General features: G+C 38.3%; 16 protein-coding genes. 7 read left to right on the top strand and 9 right to left on the bottom strand.

The window, feature by feature from the left end; genetic code table 11:
* Positions 1–3: 3 nt before the first annotated feature.
* Both J4N24_RS09800 and J4N24_RS09795 read left to right on the top strand, forming a co-directional pair.
* Positions 4–1,044, top strand: a complete 1,041-nt coding sequence (locus J4N24_RS09800; protein WP_207533510.1) for an HlyD family secretion protein — start codon at positions 4–6, stop codon at positions 1,042–1,044.
* A gap of 2 nt (positions 1,045–1,046) precedes the next feature.
* Positions 1,047–2,591, top strand: coding sequence for an MDR family MFS transporter (locus J4N24_RS09795; RefSeq protein WP_207533509.1), 1,545 nt, complete (start codon positions 1,047–1,049; stop codon positions 2,589–2,591).
* A gap of 249 nt (positions 2,592–2,840) precedes the next feature.
* On the opposite strand, the gene J4N24_RS09790 is transcribed toward J4N24_RS09795, so the two are convergent.
* The 8 genes from J4N24_RS09790 to J4N24_RS09755 all read right to left on the bottom strand — a co-directional run bounded on the left by J4N24_RS09790 (position 2,841) and on the right by J4N24_RS09755 (position 9,403).
* Entirely contained in the window at positions 2,841–3,425 is a 585-nt protein-coding gene (locus tag J4N24_RS09790; protein WP_207533508.1) for a carboxymuconolactone decarboxylase family protein, read from the bottom strand.
* Positions 3,426–3,673: 248 nt separating this feature from the next.
* Positions 3,674–4,219, bottom strand: coding sequence for a peroxiredoxin (locus J4N24_RS09785; RefSeq protein WP_207533507.1), 546 nt, complete (start codon positions 4,217–4,219; stop codon positions 3,674–3,676).
* A gap of 111 nt (positions 4,220–4,330) precedes the next feature.
* Entirely contained in the window at positions 4,331–5,656 is a 1,326-nt protein-coding gene (locus J4N24_RS09780) for a sensor histidine kinase (RefSeq protein ID WP_207533506.1), read from the bottom strand.
* A complete protein-coding gene (locus tag J4N24_RS09775; protein WP_207533505.1) occupies positions 5,653–6,333 on the bottom strand; it encodes a response regulator transcription factor in 681 nt (226 codons plus the stop codon). Before J4N24_RS09775 ends, J4N24_RS09780 begins: the two co-directional genes overlap by 4 nt.
* A 2-nt stretch (positions 6,334–6,335) precedes the next feature.
* On the bottom strand, positions 6,336–7,274 hold the full coding sequence (locus J4N24_RS09770; protein WP_207533504.1) for a porin family protein: 939 nt from the start codon (positions 7,272–7,274) through the stop codon (positions 6,336–6,338).
* Positions 7,275–7,300: 26 nt separating this feature from the next.
* Entirely contained in the window at positions 7,301–7,627 is a 327-nt protein-coding gene (locus tag J4N24_RS09765) for a hypothetical protein (RefSeq protein ID WP_207533503.1), read from the bottom strand.
* A gap of 79 nt (positions 7,628–7,706) precedes the next feature.
* Positions 7,707–8,375 (bottom strand): hypothetical protein, encoded by a 669-nt coding sequence (locus tag J4N24_RS09760; protein ID WP_207533502.1) that lies wholly within the window; start codon positions 8,373–8,375, stop codon positions 7,707–7,709.
* A 221-nt stretch (positions 8,376–8,596) separates the two neighbouring features.
* Positions 8,597–9,403, bottom strand: a complete 807-nt coding sequence (locus J4N24_RS09755; RefSeq protein ID WP_207533501.1) for an N-acetylmuramoyl-L-alanine amidase — start codon at positions 9,401–9,403, stop codon at positions 8,597–8,599.
* Between the two features lie 74 nt (positions 9,404–9,477).
* Here J4N24_RS09755 and J4N24_RS09750 point away from each other — a divergent pair, with 74 nt between their 5' ends.
* On the top strand, positions 9,478–10,341 hold the full coding sequence (locus J4N24_RS09750; RefSeq protein ID WP_207533500.1) for an aldose 1-epimerase family protein: 864 nt from the start codon (positions 9,478–9,480) through the stop codon (positions 10,339–10,341).
* A 361-nt stretch (positions 10,342–10,702) separates the two neighbouring features.
* Here the strand turns inward: J4N24_RS09750 and gltX are convergent, their stop codons facing one another.
* Positions 10,703–12,217: a glutamate--tRNA ligase gene (gene gltX, locus J4N24_RS09745; RefSeq protein ID WP_207533499.1), complete on the bottom strand. Its 1,515-nt coding sequence runs from the start codon at positions 12,215–12,217 to the stop codon at positions 10,703–10,705.
* 213 nt (positions 12,218–12,430) lie between these two features.
* On the opposite strand from gltX, the gene J4N24_RS09740 reads away from it, so the two are divergent.
* From J4N24_RS09740 to J4N24_RS09725, 4 genes are all read left to right on the top strand, one after another.
* Complete coding sequence (locus tag J4N24_RS09740) at positions 12,431–13,147, top strand: phosphoadenylyl-sulfate reductase (protein WP_207533498.1); 717 nt, start codon at positions 12,431–12,433, stop codon at positions 13,145–13,147.
* 18 nt (positions 13,148–13,165) lie between these two features.
* Positions 13,166–14,071 (top strand): sulfate adenylyltransferase subunit CysD, encoded by a 906-nt coding sequence (cysD, locus tag J4N24_RS09735; protein WP_207421719.1) that lies wholly within the window; start codon positions 13,166–13,168, stop codon positions 14,069–14,071.
* Positions 14,072–14,231: 160 nt separating this feature from the next.
* Positions 14,232–15,473, top strand: a complete 1,242-nt coding sequence (locus J4N24_RS09730; RefSeq protein WP_207533497.1) for a sulfate adenylyltransferase subunit 1 — start codon at positions 14,232–14,234, stop codon at positions 15,471–15,473.
* 224 nt (positions 15,474–15,697) lie between these two features.
* A complete protein-coding gene (locus J4N24_RS09725) occupies positions 15,698–19,027 on the top strand; it encodes a coiled-coil domain-containing protein (RefSeq protein ID WP_207533496.1) in 3,330 nt (1,109 codons plus the stop codon).

Below are 19,027 nucleotides of genomic sequence, written 5' to 3'. Positions count from 1 at the left end.
ACAATGGAACATAACGAGAAAAAAAAGAGAAATATAGTACCTATCATCCTTGGACTTGTATTAGTAATTGGAGCCTTTTTTGGGATAAGGGAATATTTATACCTGCAAAATCATGAGGATACCGATGACGCTCAAATCGATGGGGACATAAGTCCGGTCGTCGCGAGAGTTGGAGGTTATGTGGATAGTATTCTTTTTGAAGAAAACCAGCATGTGGAGCAAGGACAAGTACTAGTAAAACTAGATAGCCGCGACTATGAAATACGTTTGGAGCAGGCATTAGCGGCCCAAAGAGGAGCCTCAGCAACAGTAGGAGTATCACAATCACAAATAAGCAGTACTTCTGCCAGTTCATCTACAGCTAAAGCTAATGTCGAAGCGGCAAGAGTTCGTTTCTGGAAGGCTGATAAAGATTATTCAAGATATGCCAACCTGATTAAAGAAGGAGCTATTACCCAGCAGCAATTCGACCAGGTAAAAGCCGAGAGGGACGCTTCAAGGGCAGCTCTCGAAGCAGCACAGGATCAATATAAAGCTGCATCAGCGCAGGTAGGAACAACCCGCTCACAACTTCAAGTTAGTAGCACAGGGGTTGACCAGAAACAAGCAGATGTAGACTTTGCTAAACTACAGTTATCCTACACTACTATTAAAGCACCCGTGAGTGGGATCGTCTCTCGTAAAAGCATTCAGAAGGGTCAATTGATCCAGGCTGGTCAAAGCTTGTTCTCAATAGTGAATGATAACAGTATTTATGTAACTGCAAATTTCAAAGAAACGCAACTTGAAAAACTTCATACCGGAGAAAAGGTAGATATTATAGTAGATGCTTACCCTGACGATAAAATAGAAGGCGAAATTTATAATTTCTCTCCAGCAACAGGAGCTAAGTTTTCCTTATTACCTCCGGATAACGCGAGTGGAAACTACGTTAAAGTAGTACAACGTGTACCTGTAAAGATTAAAATCAAAGCAAATAAAGACCTTACAGCAAAGCTTCGCCCAGGAATGAGTGTAAAAGCTTCTGTTAGAATTAACGATTAATTATGGCTGAACACGGTTTAAAGAAGTGGGTAATTACGATAACAGTAATTACTGCTTCTCTGCTGGAACTTATAGATACCACAATTGTCAACGTATCCCTTCCCCAAATTATGGGGAACCTGGGAGCAACACTTGAGGATGTAGCTTGGATAACTACCGGCTATGCTGTTGCCAACGTGATCATCCTTCCCATGTCTGGTTGGTTAGGCAGTCAGTTCGGGAGAAAAAATTACTTTCTTACCTCCATTATCGTTTTTACAATAGCTTCATTCCTTTGTGGAAATTCGAATACCTTAGAAGAACTTATTGCATTTAGAATTTTGCAGGGACTTGCCGGAGGTGGCTTGATTTCTACAGCACAGGCAATTTTGCTGGAAACCTGGCCTAAAGACCAAGTAGGGACGGCTACTGCTCTATTTGGACTGGGAGCGGTGGTAGGACCCACAGTAGGACCCACCATAGGTGGATACATTACTGATCACCTTGCTTGGCCATGGATTTTTTATGTGAACATTCCGGTGGGAATATTAGCTGCATACTTCACCTACACGTTTGTAAAATCGACACCTAAAGAGAATAAAGGAGCTGTAGATTGGTGGGGAATTCTGTTGCTGGCTCTATCGGTAGGAAGCTTACAAACAGTACTCGAAAAAGGGGAGGGAGACGATTGGTTTGCTGCAACTTATATTGTAGTGCTGTCTGCAGTAGCTTTTATTTCATTCCTCCTGTTCATCTGGCGTGAAACATCAATTGATCATCCGGTTGTGAACTTCAAGATCCTGAGACATCGAAGTTTTTCCATTGGGATGTTTACCTCATTTATACTTGGGTTTGGCCTGTATGGATCTATGTTTGTATTCCCCGTATTCTGTCAGAACCTGCTGGGCTTCTCCGCTCAACAAACAGGAGAACTGCTTTTTCCCGGAGGATTAGTCACGATTGCCATGATGCCATTCATAGGAAAAATGCTCCAAAAAGGCATTCCAGCCCAATTTATGGCAACGGTAGGAATGTTCCTATTCTATGTATTCTCCCATATGCTTAGCAAGTCGACATTAGCATCAGGAACGGAACAGTTTTTCTGGCCTTTAGTGATACGAGGAGCAGGTATGGCCCTACTGTTCGTTCCGCTTACAACTCTTGCTATACAAGACTTGAAAGGTGCAGAAATGGGTCAGGGAACAGGTTTAAATAACATGAGTAGACAACTTGGTGGTTCCTTTGGAATCGCAGCATTAACAACGTTTATTCATGTGAGGCAAAGTTACCACAGAACTACACTCGTAGAACATGTTAACAACTCAAACCCTGCTTTTATTGAGCGATTTAATGGAATGGTTCATACGTTTGTTGCCAAGGGATATACTTTTCTTGATGCACAGAAAGTAGCAATGAAAGCAATGGATGGAACTGTTACTAAACAATCCCTGCTATTAACTTATACTGACGCTTATTGGGTTGTTGGTATTATAATGCTATGCTGCATTCCTCTACTTTATCTGCAAAAGTTCAAGAAGAATGTAGCAATGCCGGTAGATGCACACTAAATAAAAAACCCTCGTACGACTCATCGTACGAGGGCAATCCCAAAATTTACAATTAAAAACCTTGCCGTTAAAAGTCCTTTCTTATCACTGAAGAAATGTGGGGTAAATCTTCAGGACTCACACGGTTAACCTTTAGACTAAAATAAAAAATTATTTCTAGTTTAATAAACTGTTAAGGCTCAAAGTTTTCCACAACCAGTGTTTGTGGAAAACTTTGAGCCTTAAATTATGGTCAACCTTAAAAACCTGTTAGAAAATTACTTTTCCGGTAGCAGTAATCAAAGAGGCGATTCTTACGGTATCAAAAATACGCTCTTCAGTAGTTCCTAACTTAATCAGAGAGTCCTCATGCGCATTCACACACATCTCGCAGCCATTTACTGCAGATACAGCTAAACTCATTAACTCGAAGAACTCTTTACCTGTAACGGGCTTCATCATTAGCTGCATTCTTATACGAGCAGGGATCTGAGTATACTTTTCTTTTTGCGTGAAGTGCCTGAATCGGTAGAAAACGTTGTTTGAAGCTAATAAAGACGCACAAGCTACAGCCTCTCCTACTTCTTCTGCAGTAGCGCCATTCTTCTCGGCAAAATCTGTGTAAAAAGCCAGTAGAGGTTTGTTGTGATTATTAGCAGTTATTGTTACTCCTATAAGACCTATTTCTTTTGCATTTAAATGCTCAGAAGTTAAAGTGCTGTTAAAATTAACTTTAAAGTCTCGTAAGTATCTTGATTCGCCTTTTTCTAATAATTCAAGGGTATTTGTTCTGTATGATGGGTCTACAGCAATACTTGTTAAAAATTCATTTATTACTTCTGTTGTTTCGCTCATAGTATTAATAATGATTTAAGGGACATTACCTAAGACAGTCGCTGAGTGTTCTTATCGACCTACTGAAGCAACTTTATATTAAGCGATAATGTCGATAAAGTGAATTAGATATGAAGAAGAGCCTTCTAGTTCAAACTAGGCAAACAGGGACGAATGCTGTTTGAAGGCCAACCTTCGAACTTGGAAAAAATAGACTTACAGTAAAAATCCCCGATTTACGGGGATTTTACTTGTAGTTCTTTTAAAAATTAAGCGTTCAAAGTAGCTTGTCCTTTTTCCCAGTTACATGGGCAAAGTTCATCGGTTTGTAAGCCATCTAAAACTCTTAAAACTTCTTTTACATTACGGCCAACATTTAAATCATTAACCGAAACCCAACGAACGATACCTTGAGGGTCGATGATAAAAGTAGCACGATAAGCAATTTTCTCAGTTGGTTCTAAAATTCCTAAGTCCTCAGCTAATGATTTAGAAGTATCCGCTAACATAGGGAATTTAAGATCGCGTAAATCTTCATGATCTTTTCTCCAGGCTAAGTGAACAAACTCAGAATCGGTAGAAGCTCCTATTAAACGGGCATCTCTATCACGGAATTCACCGTAAGCTTTATTAAATTCAGCAATTTCAGTAGGACAAACGAATGTAAAATCTTTTGGCCACCAGAACATTACAGTCCAAACGTTATCTTCATTAGTAAGGTACTCAGAAGAAAGATTATCAAATTCTTTTCCTTTTTCAGTACTTACTACCGCTTTTTTGTCGAATGAAGGGAATTTCTGACCTATAGTAATCATAAATATTTCTTTTAAGTTTGGCACAAAGATAAGGCAGAACGATAGGACAAACAATGCACATTCCATCGTTTTTCTCAATACCCCATAGAGGATCTCTATTGCGTTAAAAAACTAATAAATAATTTCTTTAGGAAATACAAGGGTGAAAGTTGTTCCTCTGGAAACTGCAGAACTCACATCCACATTAATCCTATGATAATTGGCGATGCTTTTTACAATAGATAAACCCAGTCCATACCCTCCTGCCTCTGACAGATTAGATTTCTTGAAGCGATTGAAAATAGTAGGAATGTCTTCTGCAGGAATACCTATTCCCGTGTCTTCGATAAAGATTTGATAGAAACTTCCGGCATGGTAGGAATCTTGAATCGTTATATCTCCATTCGGCTTATTATATTTTATAGCATTATTGATGAGATTATAAAAAAGTTGATATAGAAGATCTCTGTTACAGTTCTTTAAAGTGATATTTTCCTTTAAAGACAAGCGGAAACCAATCTCCTTTTCCTCTAATCTATGACTTATGTCGTCCATTACGTCCTCCAGCAAAACTTTGAGTGAGACTACCTCTGAACGGGAGAACTGTTCATTGTCGATCCTGGAGATGAGCAGCAATGAGTTCACGATCTTCTTGAGCCGGTTTAGGGTGCGATGCATTTCAATCAATTTTCGCTGAATAAGGTCTGAAACCTCAGTTTCTCCCAACAAATTCTCTATTTTATTCTGAAGGATACTGATTGGAGTCATTAGCTCATGAGAGGCATTTGCAGTGAACTCCCTCTCCTTTTCAAACGCCTCATGAATCTGAGTCATGAGAGTCATGAGAGAGCTATCAAGGTATCTGAAATCAGAGGTTGAGGTTATAACAGGATGAGGATCGTCATTAAAAGGAAAACGTCTGTTCACTAACTTGCTTTTGATAATTTTACCCAATGGCGCCAGCAGGAAGCGGGTATAAATCAAATCAGCAACTAAAGTAAATAGAGTAAGAGCGATCAACACCCACAAAGCAATTTTCTGAAGAGGCCGGTTGTATTGACTTATAGTGGCCGTAGTTTTTCCTATCTCAAGCAGGTAGCGCTTGTTATCCGCTTTAAAATTATAAGTAAGGAGCCGGTAATTTAAAGTATCACTTTCAACAATGCGTTCAGAAGTTTCTATAGTATCCGGATAAAATGCGGTCTCGCTGGGAGCCAAAGAAATGTACTCCTCCTTAAGCATGGTGTAACTTCCCATGCTTTCCTCTCCCTGCAAGTAGTAATTAATCCCATTCTTAGAGATAATAGTCATTACCTTCTTCTTCTGTTCCCGGAGATAATCATCAGTATATTTTGAAGCTATCCTCTCAATGAGATTGGGCAAAAGAAACACGAAAAGCATTACAATCGCAAGCTTCGATAACGTAATAAAGAGTGTAAGCTTTGTTAGTAACTTCAATCCTGCTTTCTGATTTTGTATCCTACTCCTCTGACTGTTTCCAACCATTCAACATTTCCATAAGCACCTAGTTTCTTCCTGATATTCTTAATATGTACATCAATATAATTCGAGTCGTAATCATCGTCCACAAAACTCCCCCAAATATGTTCACTCAATTGGATTCTTGTAAGAACACGATTTTTATGCAATAGCATATAACTCAACAAGTCAAATTCCTTCCTCGTAATTTCTATCTCAATAGAGTTATGGGAAACTGTTCGTTTTTGAAGGTCAATCTCGAACTCTCCTAATTGTAGTGCTTGATTTTTAACTCCAAATTTCCTTCTTGAGATCGCCTGCATTCTGGATTGAAGTTCCAGCAAAGAAAAAGGTTTGGGAAGATAGTCATCTGCACCTAAATCTAAACCTTTTATCCGGTCTTCTATGTTACCTCTGGCTGTCAAAATTATAAATGCTGCTTCAGAATTATGCTTCTTGGCATGCTCTAGTACGATCAAACCATCTTTATCCGGCAACCCCAGATCCAGTAGCACAAAGTCGTATTGATTCATTTCTATCTTCTCTAAAGCCTGCCGGGCATTATGGGCCAGATCAACAAGGTAGAATGCTTTCTTAAGAAACGCCTCTACCTCATAGGCTAAAGTTTTCTCGTCTTCAACAATGAGTACTTTCAAAGCTATTTATCTTTATAAAACAGGTAAGTGAAACTAAGTGTAAAAAAAGACTGGTTTTCGTGAACTATACCTTCGAAATTCTTATTAGGAATAGATAATTGATAAGCTGCCTCAACGGTATAATGTGCTCGATTATAAGCGAGCGGAAGTCTTATATTTGACGTAATTAAAGCAAAATTCGTAGACTGAACAGAAGTAGAGGAAGACTGAGTATTATTACGACCAGGCTTACCTACCGGCAAGCGAACTTTATCTTTTCCTTTTCCAAGTCCAGGTACAGGAATCCCGCCTGGTTCAGGATTTTGTGTTATAATCTGCTCACCTCCTACAAGCTGTGTTCCTCCAATGAAAGATAAAGAAGGGGATAAAGTGATAAAATCTCTATCTTTCACAATACTTCCTAAATCAATTTCTTTAGAATTATTTAAACTTAAATACAGGTCATTCATGCTCCTGCCCTGATCATCCTTCACATTTCCAAACACGTAGTCTGCATTAAGAGCGGAATTAAACCACTTGAGATCATACGTAAGACCGAGACTAGCGGTATTAGGGTTAACCGACTGAGGCAACGGAGAATCCTTCGCAAAAAAGAAACGAGTGTAGCTGGCGCTCGCACCTAATCTCCTGGTAATATCTTTGCTATATCCTACAGCAAAATCTACTTCTGAAACGGCAGGTCCCAGATCTACTAATTTAATAGCTGATCCTGCCACATAGAATCCCACTTTAGATTGATAAGATAAGTCAGTTGACACATAAGGAAGTTTTAGCGCCGTTGTTTGTCCGTAGTAGTTTGCAGTATTACCATAACTCGCACCCGCTGAAAAGACTGAAATTTTATCATTATTTACAGTGTCTGTCTTAGTCTTCTGAGTAGTTTGAGCAACAACACTTAGACTTGACGCTAGCACAAATAAACTTGCGCAAATAAATTTCATATACTTCTGATTAGTTCACACACTTATTAATGAAGCCCCATACGTTTCTTGATCCCACCAGGACGCACAACAGGAGGACGTTTAATTCTAACCCGGTCTATTACAGCCTTTGGTTTCGGCAACTTTCTTGATCTTGGAACTTCCTTAATTACATCAGGGCGCTCATTCTCGGATTTCTCTGGCTTCTTATCCTGGGGCTTTTTAGCAGGCTGTTTTCCTGTTGAATCTGCTAATACAAGTTCTTCTCCTCCTGACTCATAAAAAAGCTCTCTCTTTTTTGACGCTAAGCTTAACAAGGGCAACGCCAACACAAGGCATACAAGCACAAATCTATAGAATACAGGCGTCTTCATTAAAAGTATAAAAATAAAAAGTTTGCCCCAATTTAAGAGACAAACTTACATAAGTGTGTGTATTATATATGGAAGCCTCTTAAAGACGTAACCCGGCAGCAGTCCCCACTCTGCCTGTTACGCCAGAACGGCGTAGTTGCACTTTAGTTGCTGAACCAACTGACCCTTCAGCTCGCACTGCTCTCGCCTTATTTGCAGTTGCTCTTACCGCTTTAGATGTTTCAACAGCCGCGTCTTTACTTACATCAACTGCAGCATTCGCTCTTGCTCCTGCATTCGCCCTTGCCTCAACTGCATGCTCTGCAACTACAGCTTTTTTTTCAGATACTGCTTCTGCTGTTTGTTCCTTCCGGGCAGCTAGCTGGTCTCCTTTTGCTTCAATTGTAGCTCGTAGTTCTGATTTGGCCTCTGCTTTCATGGCAGAAGTTTCCTCTTTAGTGCTCTCTAAGGCCTTTTTCTTCGCCTCCAAACTAGCTTGTAATTCAGCCTTCCCCTCGGCCTTTTTCGCTGCAGCAGCTTCCTTTCTCGCATTCTTCTCTTCTGTCTTATCTGTGTGTTTAGCGGAGTGAATAGAAGACTGAGATTTTAAAGAAGCTGAACTGCTAACTACTTCCCCTTTATTAGAACCAAATGTGGTCTCAGATTTTGCTGTTGTACTTACTGTTACTCCCTGCATGTTATTGGAAGTTTGAGCGAGAACAGAACTAGAAATTATTAATACTGTTGCTACTATTCCTAAAGTTTTCATAGTCGTTTATCTAAGTGTGTGTTGTATCAATTTCTTATTCAAAACAACACCAGCAAAATGAAGGGAAAATGAAAAAATAAATTTATTTTAAAAAAGCAGAATTGCCTTGTGAACAATTTATCCTATAGGCAGGCCAAACGACAAGCTACATGAGAAACTGGTGATAAGATACAAAGACCAAAATCTCCTGTGATTATAGAGGATATTCAAATTTTCCCTGCTTAATACTTTTTAATTAAATTATTCAAGATCATTTTAGTACTATCGTCCAGGTAAGAATCATTGTTTTTCTGAAGGAAGTGTAACTTGAAGGCTTTTATCGCTGCTAAAGAATCTTTTGTATCGTAACCAATAATACGAAGTGCCTGAACAGAATTAAAGTTATCAGGAACTGAATCCAGTATAGCATCTGGCCAGTTCCCAAAGCCATATTCTGAAAGCTTCTTCCACGGAAAAAAAGCGTTAGGATCAACTTTTCTTAATGGTGCAATATCAGAATGGCCAATAAAATTGGAACTAGGTATATTGTAATCCTTCTTTAATTTTGATAACAATAAGGTGAGGCTCTTAATCTGTTCCTCTGGAAACTCTTCATTCCCATTATTATCCAGTTCAATGCCAATTGAAACTGAATTAATATCTGATAAGGTTCCCCATTTAGCTACCCCACCATGCCATGCTCGCAAATAATCATTCAGCATGTGATGTACAGTGCCATCTTTACAAACAACATAATGAGCGCTAACCTGGCTTTTCTTATTGATGAATGTGCTTAAGGTTTTTTCACAGGCTCCCTGAGCGGTATGATGAATAATAACATAATTCGGTTTTCTTAAATTGAAATTAACAGTACCAACCGGATATTGAGCAGGCTTCCCTATCTCAGATACAGGAGGAATATCAGTTAGAGATTTTACAAAAACCTTGGCCTGCTTTTTATATTCCTTATTGGTGGGGGCATAAGGGTTGCTTGAGCAGCTATATATAATGGCGAATGCAGATAAAATGGGTACAAATTGTTTTCTCATTAATTTTACGTCAATACCTTTGGTCAAAAGTAATATCTTTAATCCCTATAATTAAAGATTGAATTTTCCTTCTTATGGTTACCTTAGAAAATGCTATCCTAAAAGCCTCTGTAAGCCCAAAAGGTGCAGAATTACAAAGCCTCTTCCATAAAGAAAACTTTGTCGAATACTTATGGAACGGCGATCCGGCATTTTGGAATAGACATTCACCCGTTCTTTTTCCTATTGTTGGTGGATTAAAAGACGACACCTATTTTTACAATAACAATAAATATAAATTGCCTCGTCATGGTTTTGCCAGAGATATGGAATTTGCGAAAGAACGAACTTTCGGAGATTCTTGCTCCTTTATTTTGAAAGACACCGCAAATACACACGAGGTTTATCCCTTCGAATTCTTACTCAGAATTAAATACCAGCTTAATGCTAACTCTATAACTATCTCTTACGAAGTAGAAAATCCTGGGGATAAACCGCTTCTGTTTTCTATTGGCACTCATCCGGCATTTCAGGTTCCTCTTGTAAAAGGGACAAGTTACGAGGACTACTATTTCCATTTCAGTGAGTCAGAAAACTCAAACCGGTGGACTTTAAAAAATAATCTGATAGATCAACCGACGTACTATTTTAAAAACCAGAATAAACTTTCGCTTAAGCACAGCTTATTTTATGATGACGCACTGGTATTCAAGGACTTGAAATCAACCAGAATCTCGATTTGCAGTGACAAGACAACCCATGGCCTACACTGTAACTTTGAGGCTTTTCCTTATATGGGATTATGGGCAGCTAAAGATGCTCCTTTTGTATGTATTGAGCCATGGTGTGGCATTGCCGACTCGACAAATCATAATCAGGAACTGGAGGACAAAGAGGGCATTATAAAACTTGGGTGCGGTGAGACTTGGAATGTCAAATGGAGTATTTCCTGCTTCTAAGGAGCCGCGCAGATTGCAAAGCGAATAGATTTACAGGAAATTCCTGGTAAAACTTATTGCGGTTAAGTCATTAAAATTTTAAGGAGCATTCACAAGAATACCAACGGTATACCAAAAGGATACCAACGGTACAGACGCCTAGTATCGCCTGATTCTCTTGGTAGTATCCTCTTGGTTCTTTATTACTGAAATCAGCAACCAGATAGCTAGCAGATAGTAAGGAAAAAGCATGGAGATATACCCTGGGTATCCTTCTTGTTTTTCTAATGTACGATGTTGTTATCCAGAATTGAACTTCAAAAAAATGCCCCTGGAAATGTTCAATTCCAGGGACATTAGTAACTTCGAATTTAATTAAAATCTATCTGAAAGCTTCTAAAGCTTTTTGAATCCGGGATATAGTTTCTTCTTTACCAACTAAAGACGCTATGTCAAAAACCGCAGGTCCAAACTTTCCTCCAACAAGCATAACGCGAAATGGCAGCATTACATCTCCGATCTTTAATCCTTTGTCTGCAACTAACTTTTTAAATAGACCCTCAATTTCTTCTGTAGCAAAATGTTCCAATTGCTCCAGTTCAGAAATGAACACAGTGAAAAAGTCTTCTTTTTGCACATTCCATTTAGGTTTGACCGCATCCAGATCATAACTTACTGGTCCTTTAAAGAAATATCCTGCTTGTAAAATAAAATCTGTAAGTAAGGTACAGCGGTCTTTTACAAGCCCAATTATCTTAACTAGTTTAGTAGAGTCAGAAACTTTAATATTATTGGCAGTAAGCAAGGTTAGCACATCTTCTTGTAAAGCCTCGGCATTAACTTTCTTAATCCATTCAGCATTAAACCACTTAGCTTTTTCAAAATCAAACTTGGCTCCTGAATGATTCACTCGTTCCAATGAGAACTTTTCAACTAGCTCTGCAATTGAAAAGATCTCCTGATCTGTACCATCATTCCAGCCTAGCATTGCAAGAAGATTTATAAAAGCTTCCGGAAGAAAACCCATTTCTCTGAAACCAGGTGTTACTTCACCTCCAGAAGGGTCAGCCCAATTCATGGCATAAACCGGAAATCCTAACCTTGCACCATCACGCTTACTCAACTTTCCATTGCCATCCGGCTTCAATATTAGCGGGAGGTGAGCCCATTGAGGCATAGCATCCTCCCAACCTAAATATTTCCAAAGCATCAGATGCACTGGTGCAGAAGGCAACCACTCTTCCCCGCGGAAAGCATGAGTGATCTTCATTAAAAAATCATCTACAACAACCGCCAAATGATAAGTAGGCATACCATCTGCTTTTAGTAACACCTTATCATCTACAAGCGTAGTATCAAAACTTACAAAACCTCTGATTAAATCCGTGAAAGAAATGGTTTCATTAGACGGCATATTAATACGGATAACGTATGGGGTTCCTTCATCAAGCAGTCTTTGAACTTCATCCTTTGGCAAAGTCAGAGAGTTCCTTAATTGATGACGGAAAGAATGACCATATTGGAAATTAGGAATTTCAGCACGTTTTTCTTCAAGCTCTTCAGGAGTATCAAAGGCATAATATGCTTTACCTTCCGAGACGAGCTGGTTTGCAAACTTCCTATAAATATCTTTTCGTTCACTTTGGCGGTAAGGACCATACTCTCCTCCTGCTTCTGTCCCCTCGTCCGGCGTCAGGCCGCACCACTTCAAGCATTCAATAATATATTCTTCCGCTCCAGGCACGAACCGGGTTTGATCAGTATCTTCAATACGTAAAATAAAGTCTCCCCCATGCTTTTTAGCAAAAAGGTAGTTAAATAAAACCGTTCTAACTCCACCTAAATGCAGTCCACCGGTAGGACTGGGAGCAAAGCGTACCCGAACTTTATTAGTCATAAGTTTAAAATATGAGTCGCAAAGATAGAGTTTTAAGCAGGTTTAGCCGAAAATTACCTCTTAATGATCCAATTTCTAAAATCATGCTTCATAAGTGCTTAATTCTATGTATTTTTGCCTACTTTTTCTATAGGCTTTACTTAAGCCTTAGTCATTCATCTGGCTAATCATAACTCGGTGAGTGTTAAATGAATATAAATTGACTTTATAAAAATGTCAGGCACTTTAGAAAATAAAACAGCAGAGCTTTCTGCGGCTATAAGCGGTTTATCACCAGAACAAGCTTTAGCTTACCTTGCTGATAAGTTTGAAGGAAAAATTATCTGTTCTTCGAGTTTTAGCTGGGAAGATCAGGTAATATCCCACATGATTTTATCTCAAAAGCTCCCTGTTAAGATTTTCACTTTGGATACAGGGCGCTTGTTTAGCGAAACGTATTATGTGTGGAGTCGTACTAATGAAATGTATCAGACTAACATAGAGGCTTATTACCCGAATGCATCGCTTATTGAAGAATTCGTGACCGCTAAGGGTCCTAATTCCTTCTATGATTCAGTAGAGAATCGTAAGAGTTGCTGCTATATACGTAAGGTAGAGCCACTTCAAAGAGCTCTTAAGGGTAATGAGCTTTGGATTACCGGCCTTCGGGCAGAACATTCTCCGGAGAGAGGTGACTTGCCTCAAATAGAATTCGATCCTACAAACAATATCATAAAATTCCATCCTCTTCTTCATTGGTCTACCGATGAATTAAGGACAATTATCAATCAAAATGGAATTCCATATAATACTTTACATGATAAAGGATTTGTAAGTATTGGCTGCCAGCCTTGTACCAGAGCAATTATGCCTGGCGACGATTTCAGGGCCGGCCGCTGGTGGTGGGAAGATAAAACAAGTAAAGAGTGCGGATTACACGCACATTCATAACAATTGGATAAAATAACTATGCCATCTAAATTAGATTACCTGGATTTGCTTGAATCAGAGTCTATCCACATTATGCGTGAGGTAGCAGGTCAATTCGAGCGTCCGGCACTTTTATTTTCCGGAGGGAAAGACTCAATTACTCTTGTTCAATTAGCATTAAAAGCTTTTAAACCTGGAAAGATCCCTTTTCCGCTTGTACATATTGATACAGGCCATAACTTTCCTGAAGCATTGGAATATCGTGACAGATTAGCGGATGAACTTGGAGCTAAACTTATTGTGCGTAAAGTTGAAGATACAATCAAAGCCCGAGGCTTGAAAGAGCCTGTAGGTAAATTTGCTTCAAGAAACGCGCTTCAATCTTATACGTTATTGGATACGATAGAAGAGTTTGGGTTTGACGCTTGTATCGGAGGAGCTCGACGTGACGAAGAGAAAGCTCGTGCTAAAGAGCGGATTTTCTCGGTGAGGGATGAATTCGGCCAGTGGGACCCTAAAAAGCAACGCCCCGAACTATGGAACCTTTACAATGGTAAGATTGCCAAAGGTGAGAATGTTCGGGTGTTCCCGATATCAAACTGGGTAGAATTGGATGTATGGAACTACATCAAGCGAGAAGGCATTGAACTTCCTTCAATCTACTTTACTCATGAAAGAGAAGTCCTGGTGCATGGTGAATTCCTGGTTGCAATGTCTGAATTTATCCGTGTTGATGAAGGTGACGTAATTGAGAAACGTAAGGTTCGCTATAGAACAGTGGGAGATATGACTTGTACAGCTGCCGTTGAATCTACTGCTAACAATATAGATGATATCATTGGCGAAATCAACAGAACCAATATCAGTGAACGCGGTGAAACTCGTATAGATGACCAGGTTTCAGAGGCGGCAATGGAAGACAGAAAAAAGAACGGATACTTCTAAGTATTCCGAGCTTTGATTTGCCGCTAGAAAGGTTAACAGATTTAGAAATTTAGATATTTTGAGCTTATGCTCATATCTTTTAATAAATAAAATCAGATTAGGATAACTATGGTGCCTGTGGTTCTCATTCATCTTATCCTATATCTCATACTTAATAGAAATGGATTTACTTCGATTTATAACTGCAGGTAGTGTTGATGACGGTAAGAGTACTTTAATCGGTCGTTTATTATATGACACCGACTCTATCAAAGTTGATCAGCTTGCAACTATACAGAAACAAAGTAAAAATAAAGGTGAGGGCGAAATAGACCTTGCCTTATTTACCGATGGTCTCCGAGCAGAACGTGAGCAGGGAATCACGATAGATGTAGCATACAAATATTTTAATACAGAGAAACGTAAGTTCATTATAGCTGATGCTCCCGGGCATATTCAGTATACTCGTAACATGGTTACTGGTGCCTCAAACTCTGATTTGATTATCATCCTTATTGATGCTCGATTAGGAGTAATAGAACAAACCAGAAGACATAGTATTATCGCTTCTCTTTTGCAAATTCCTCACGTTGTAGTTACAATCAATAAAATGGATATGGTTGATTTCTCTGAGGAGGTATACAACAACATTGTTATTGAGTACTCTAAGATAGCGAAACAGCTGAACATTAAAGATGTTAAATTTATTCCAATTAGTGCTTTATTAGGCGATAATATTGTTAATGCTTCTGATAACACACCATGGTATAAAGGTGACACTCTCCTCCATCTATTAGAAAATATCAATTTAAGCCACGATATTAATTATACTGAGCCTCGCTTTCCAGTTCAATATGTTATTCGTCCCCAAACAGATGATCTTCACGATTATCGTGGGTATGCGGGTAAGGTAATTAGTGGTACTTATAGAAAAGGAGATTTAGTAACTGTTCTTCCTGACGGTATAGATTCTATAGTAGAAGCTGTAGAAATTAACGGGGAAGAGGTTGATGAGGTTTTTGCACCTCAAAGCGCAGTGATCCGTTTAAAAGATGATATTGACATTAACCGGGGTGACATAATAGTCAATAAATCTAACCTTCCAAATGTTTCTCAGGATATTGAAACAACTCTGTGTTGGATGGATACCCGTCCGATGGTTACAGGAAATAAATACTTATTACAAGTACAAAGTAAGCGAGTTCGCTGTATTATCAAGGAAATTAATTATAAACTTGATGTTAACACGTTGGAGAAGATCGAAAATGTTGATCAGGTAGGCTTAAATGACGTAGTTCATGTAACTCTAAAAACAGCTTCTTCTGTAGTTTTCGACAGCTATAACAGCTTAAGAGCCAATGGTGGGGCTATTTTAATAGACGAAACTGCTCACACCACTGTTGCGGGCTGTATGTTGCAATAGAAGGTATAAAGTTTCAAAAGGTTTTATTATTAGTAGGTATAAAGTTCGGAGGATTCTTCGAACTTTTTTGTTTATCTCAAGTTAGCCTAGCCACTGGGTTAAGTAATGCATAGCAGTTAATGTCTAATCATATTGCACTAAACTGCTTAAACTTTAAAAAAGGCCACCTTATAACATAATATTAGAAAATTCCGTTAATTTGTTATTTATAGTTCAAGAGATTAATGGATGCCTCTACCAGCAATTACTCCTATCTCATTCTAAAAATAGAAGAGTTTATAAGGAAATATTACTTAAATCAGGTAGTACGAGGCTCTCTATATTTATCTGCATCCCTAATCGCCTCCTATATTCTTATCGCCCTTGCGGAATACTTTGGAAACTTTTCTCCTCTTGTGAGAACTCTTTTATTTTATAGCTTTTTAACTTTTAACGGGTTTGTTTCTATAAAATGGATTGCTATTCCACTACTGCAGTATTATAAGCTTGGAAAAACCCTCACGCATGAGAAAGCGTCGGAGATAATTGGACAACATTTCTCACATATTAAAGATAAGCTATTGAATACTTTACAGCTGAAAAAGCTCGCGAACGAGAATTTAAGCCATAAAGAATTAGTAGAAGCAAGCATAGATCAAAAGATTGCAGAGCTAAAGCCCATTCCTTTTACCACAGCTATTAAGATTAAAGACAACAAGAGATATCTGAAATACGTCCTTTTTCCCCTTGTTATTCTTGTTTTTATTGGGGCTACAGCTCCTTCTATTTTGAAAGAGAGTACAGAACGTTTGATAAAGCATAACAAAAAGTTTATAAGAGAAGCACCTTTTAAATTTTTGATTCTAAATAAGGATTTAAGCGTAGTAAAAGGGGAAGATTTCATATTGAGTGTGAAGATAATCGGGCAAGAAATTCCCCAGGATATTTACCTAGAAGATGGTGCCAATCTGTTCAAATTAAATAAAGAAAATATTTTAAACTTCAACTATACGTTTAGAAACGTCCAGGACGAGAAGAAAATAGTCTTAAAAGCAGGAGAATTCAAGTCAACAAGTTATACTATTCAAGTAAAAAAGAATCCTTCTCTTTTGAACTTTGATGTTTATCTTGAATATCCTGAGTATATTAATAAGAGGAACGAAAATTTTAGTAATTCAGGAGATCTATCAGTTCCTGCAGGAACAAAGGTCTCCTGGAAATTCAAGACGGAAAACACCAGTCAGATTAGATTGACGTCAAAAGATCAGAAAATAGATTTAGGGCCCCAGTCAAAGGATATTTTCATTTATACCTTTCGGGCTTTAGAAAGTGCTGTTTTCTCAGTAAAGGCATCAGCAGGATCTATCTTATCTAAAGAAGAAACACATTACAACCTTAATGTAATCCCCGATTTATCACCGCAAATCCAGATTAATGAACGAAAAGATTCATTAAACTCTAAGGTCCTATATTTTGTCGGGCAGGTGAATGATGATTATGGTTTCTCCAAATTGGACTTCATCTATAAAGTATCCGATGAGCATAATAAGGGTAGAATTTTTAGACGAGCGGTTTCATTTAATAAAAATGTACTTCAGAGTAATTTTTTTTATGCTTTTGACGTAAGTACTATTAAGATTAAAGCAGGTGACAGGCTGGAATACTATTTTGAAGTTTTTGATAATGACGCTGTTAATGGACCAAAGTCGACCAGATCTTCTTTAAAATCGCTTAAACTGCCTACCAATGCCGAGACACAAAAGCAACTAGAGCAAACGGCTAAGATAGTTGAGAAAAAAATGGAGCAAGCTATTAAGCAAGCCTCCGCGATAGAGCGGGAGGCAAAGAGGCTTAATCAGGACTTGTTTAATAAGAAGAGTTTGTCTTTTGAGGAGAAGAAACAAATTGAACAACTGCTTGACAAACAGAGAGATTTGCAAAAATTAGTGGATGAGATTAAAAATGATAACAAGAAAAATCTTTATCAAAGGCAGGAACTGGGGGACGAGACGGAGCAATTATTAGAAAAACAAAAGCAGATTGAGAACTTGTTCGAGAATGTATTGGACGAGAAAACTAAAGAACTCTTAAAAAACATAGAACAGTTGCTTGACCAAAATAACAAAGGGCAAACGCAACAGGAATTATCAAAAATGCAAACAGACAATAAGGTATTGCAGAAAGAATTGGATAGAATACTGGAGCTTTATAAACAATTGGAGTTCGATCAAAAACTTAACGAGGTGACTAAGAAGATTGACAAATTGGCGGAAAAGCAGCAACAATTAAAAGAAAAAACACAAAAAAACGACTCCTCTAAGGATCTTCAAAGACAACAGGAACAACTCAATAAGGAATTCAATGAAGTGAAGACTGACATGAAAGATCTTGAAAGGAAAAATGAGGAGTTAGATAAAAAGAACGAATTACAGAATACCAGCAAAGAACAAGAGCAAATAGAAGAAAATCTTGAAGAAAGTAGTAAAAATCTTGAAAATAAAAACAATAAAAAAGCAGCTGAGAAACAAGAACAGGCTGCTCAGCAGATGAAGCAATTGTCGCAGAAACTCTCTGATAATCAAAAGGAAAACGAATTAGAAGAAAATCAATTGAATCTTCAAAACCTGCGTCAAATTTTAAAAAATCTACTTTCTGCATCCTTCAACCAGGAGAAGATTATGCAGACGTTGAGGTCTACCTCCTCCACTGATCCTAATTATTTGAGATTAACTCAGAAACAAAAGGAAATTAAAGATGATCTAAAGGGAGTTCAGGACAGCTTATTCGAACTTAGCAAAAAAGCTCCACAGATCGAATCCCTTGTTAACAAAGAAATCCAGGAGATAAACAAAAACATAGAAAGTGCGCTTAATCATCTTTCTGAACGAAGAACTCCCGAAGCAAATAGAAATCAACAGTACGCCATGACAGCCATCAATAATTTGGCATTAATGTTGAGTGAAGTTGAGGATGCTCTTCAACGGATGATGAAGAACGCACAGCAAGGTGGCAAAGGCAAGCAAAAAAGCTTGTCTCAACTGCGTCAAATGCAGGAACAGTTGAATCAGAATATGCAAAAGGCACGTCAGCAGATGCAGCAGCAAGGCATTCAAGCGGCCAAAGGCTTTCAGAGCAAGGGGCAGATGAGCGAACAACTGGCACGAATGGCCAGGGAACAGCAGATGATCCGTCAGTCTTTGCAAGAAATTAACAGAGATCTAAACAAAGATGGCAAAGGTGGGTTAGGTAATTTAGACAAGCTAGCAAAGGAGATGGAACAAAGTGAGACGGATCTCGTAAACAAGAAGATTCAGCAGGAAACGCTAATCAGGCAACAAGAAATTCTATCCAAGCTTTTAAATGCTGAAAAAGCTGAAAGAGAGCGCGAACAAGATAATAAGAGAGAAAGTAAGCAGGGAAAAGAATATTCACCTAGTTACAAATTCGTTCTGGACGAATTCAAGAAAATTAAACAGAACGAAGTGGAATTATTAAAAACTGTGCCTCCTGATTTAAATTCATTTTATAAATTGAAGGTAGGCGATTATTTTAGGCTTTTAAATAGTAACCAATAG

The organism is Desertivirga arenae (assembly GCF_017355785.1).
GTDB classification, from domain to species: domain Bacteria; phylum Bacteroidota; class Bacteroidia; order Sphingobacteriales; family Sphingobacteriaceae; genus Desertivirga; species Desertivirga arenae.
The sequence above is the reverse complement of the archived record's forward strand: the minus strand, read 5'-3'. Positions and strand labels throughout refer to the sequence as shown.

What these genes read in the sequence shown, in the direction of transcription:
- J4N24_RS09800 (WP_207533510.1), top strand. Translation starts at nt 4, where the DNA reads ATGGAACATAACGAGAAAAAAAAGAGAAATATAGTACCTATCATCCTT.
- J4N24_RS09795 (WP_207533509.1), top strand. Translation starts at nt 1,047, where the DNA reads ATGGCTGAACACGGTTTAAAGAAGTGGGTAATTACGATAACAGTAATT.
- J4N24_RS09790 (WP_207533508.1), bottom strand. Translation starts at nt 3,425, where the DNA reads ATGAGCGAAACAACAGAAGTAATAAATGAATTTTTAACAAGTATTGCT.
- J4N24_RS09785 (WP_207533507.1), bottom strand. Translation starts at nt 4,219, where the DNA reads ATGATTACTATAGGTCAGAAATTCCCTTCATTCGACAAAAAAGCGGTA.
- J4N24_RS09770 (WP_207533504.1), bottom strand. Translation starts at nt 7,274, where the DNA reads ATGAAATTTATTTGCGCAAGTTTATTTGTGCTAGCGTCAAGTCTAAGT.
- J4N24_RS09765 (WP_207533503.1), bottom strand. Translation starts at nt 7,627, where the DNA reads ATGAAGACGCCTGTATTCTATAGATTTGTGCTTGTATGCCTTGTGTTG.
- J4N24_RS09760 (WP_207533502.1), bottom strand. Translation starts at nt 8,375, where the DNA reads ATGAAAACTTTAGGAATAGTAGCAACAGTATTAATAATTTCTAGTTCT.
- J4N24_RS09755 (WP_207533501.1), bottom strand. Translation starts at nt 9,403, where the DNA reads ATGAGAAAACAATTTGTACCCATTTTATCTGCATTCGCCATTATATAT.
- J4N24_RS09750 (WP_207533500.1), top strand. Translation starts at nt 9,478, where the DNA reads ATGGTTACCTTAGAAAATGCTATCCTAAAAGCCTCTGTAAGCCCAAAA.
- gltX (WP_207533499.1), bottom strand. Translation starts at nt 12,217, where the DNA reads ATGACTAATAAAGTTCGGGTACGCTTTGCTCCCAGTCCTACCGGTGGA.
- J4N24_RS09740 (WP_207533498.1), top strand. Translation starts at nt 12,431, where the DNA reads ATGTCAGGCACTTTAGAAAATAAAACAGCAGAGCTTTCTGCGGCTATA.
- cysD (WP_207421719.1), top strand. Translation starts at nt 13,166, where the DNA reads ATGCCATCTAAATTAGATTACCTGGATTTGCTTGAATCAGAGTCTATC.
- J4N24_RS09730 (WP_207533497.1), top strand. Translation starts at nt 14,232, where the DNA reads ATGGATTTACTTCGATTTATAACTGCAGGTAGTGTTGATGACGGTAAG.
- J4N24_RS09725 (WP_207533496.1), top strand. Translation starts at nt 15,698, where the DNA reads ATGGATGCCTCTACCAGCAATTACTCCTATCTCATTCTAAAAATAGAA.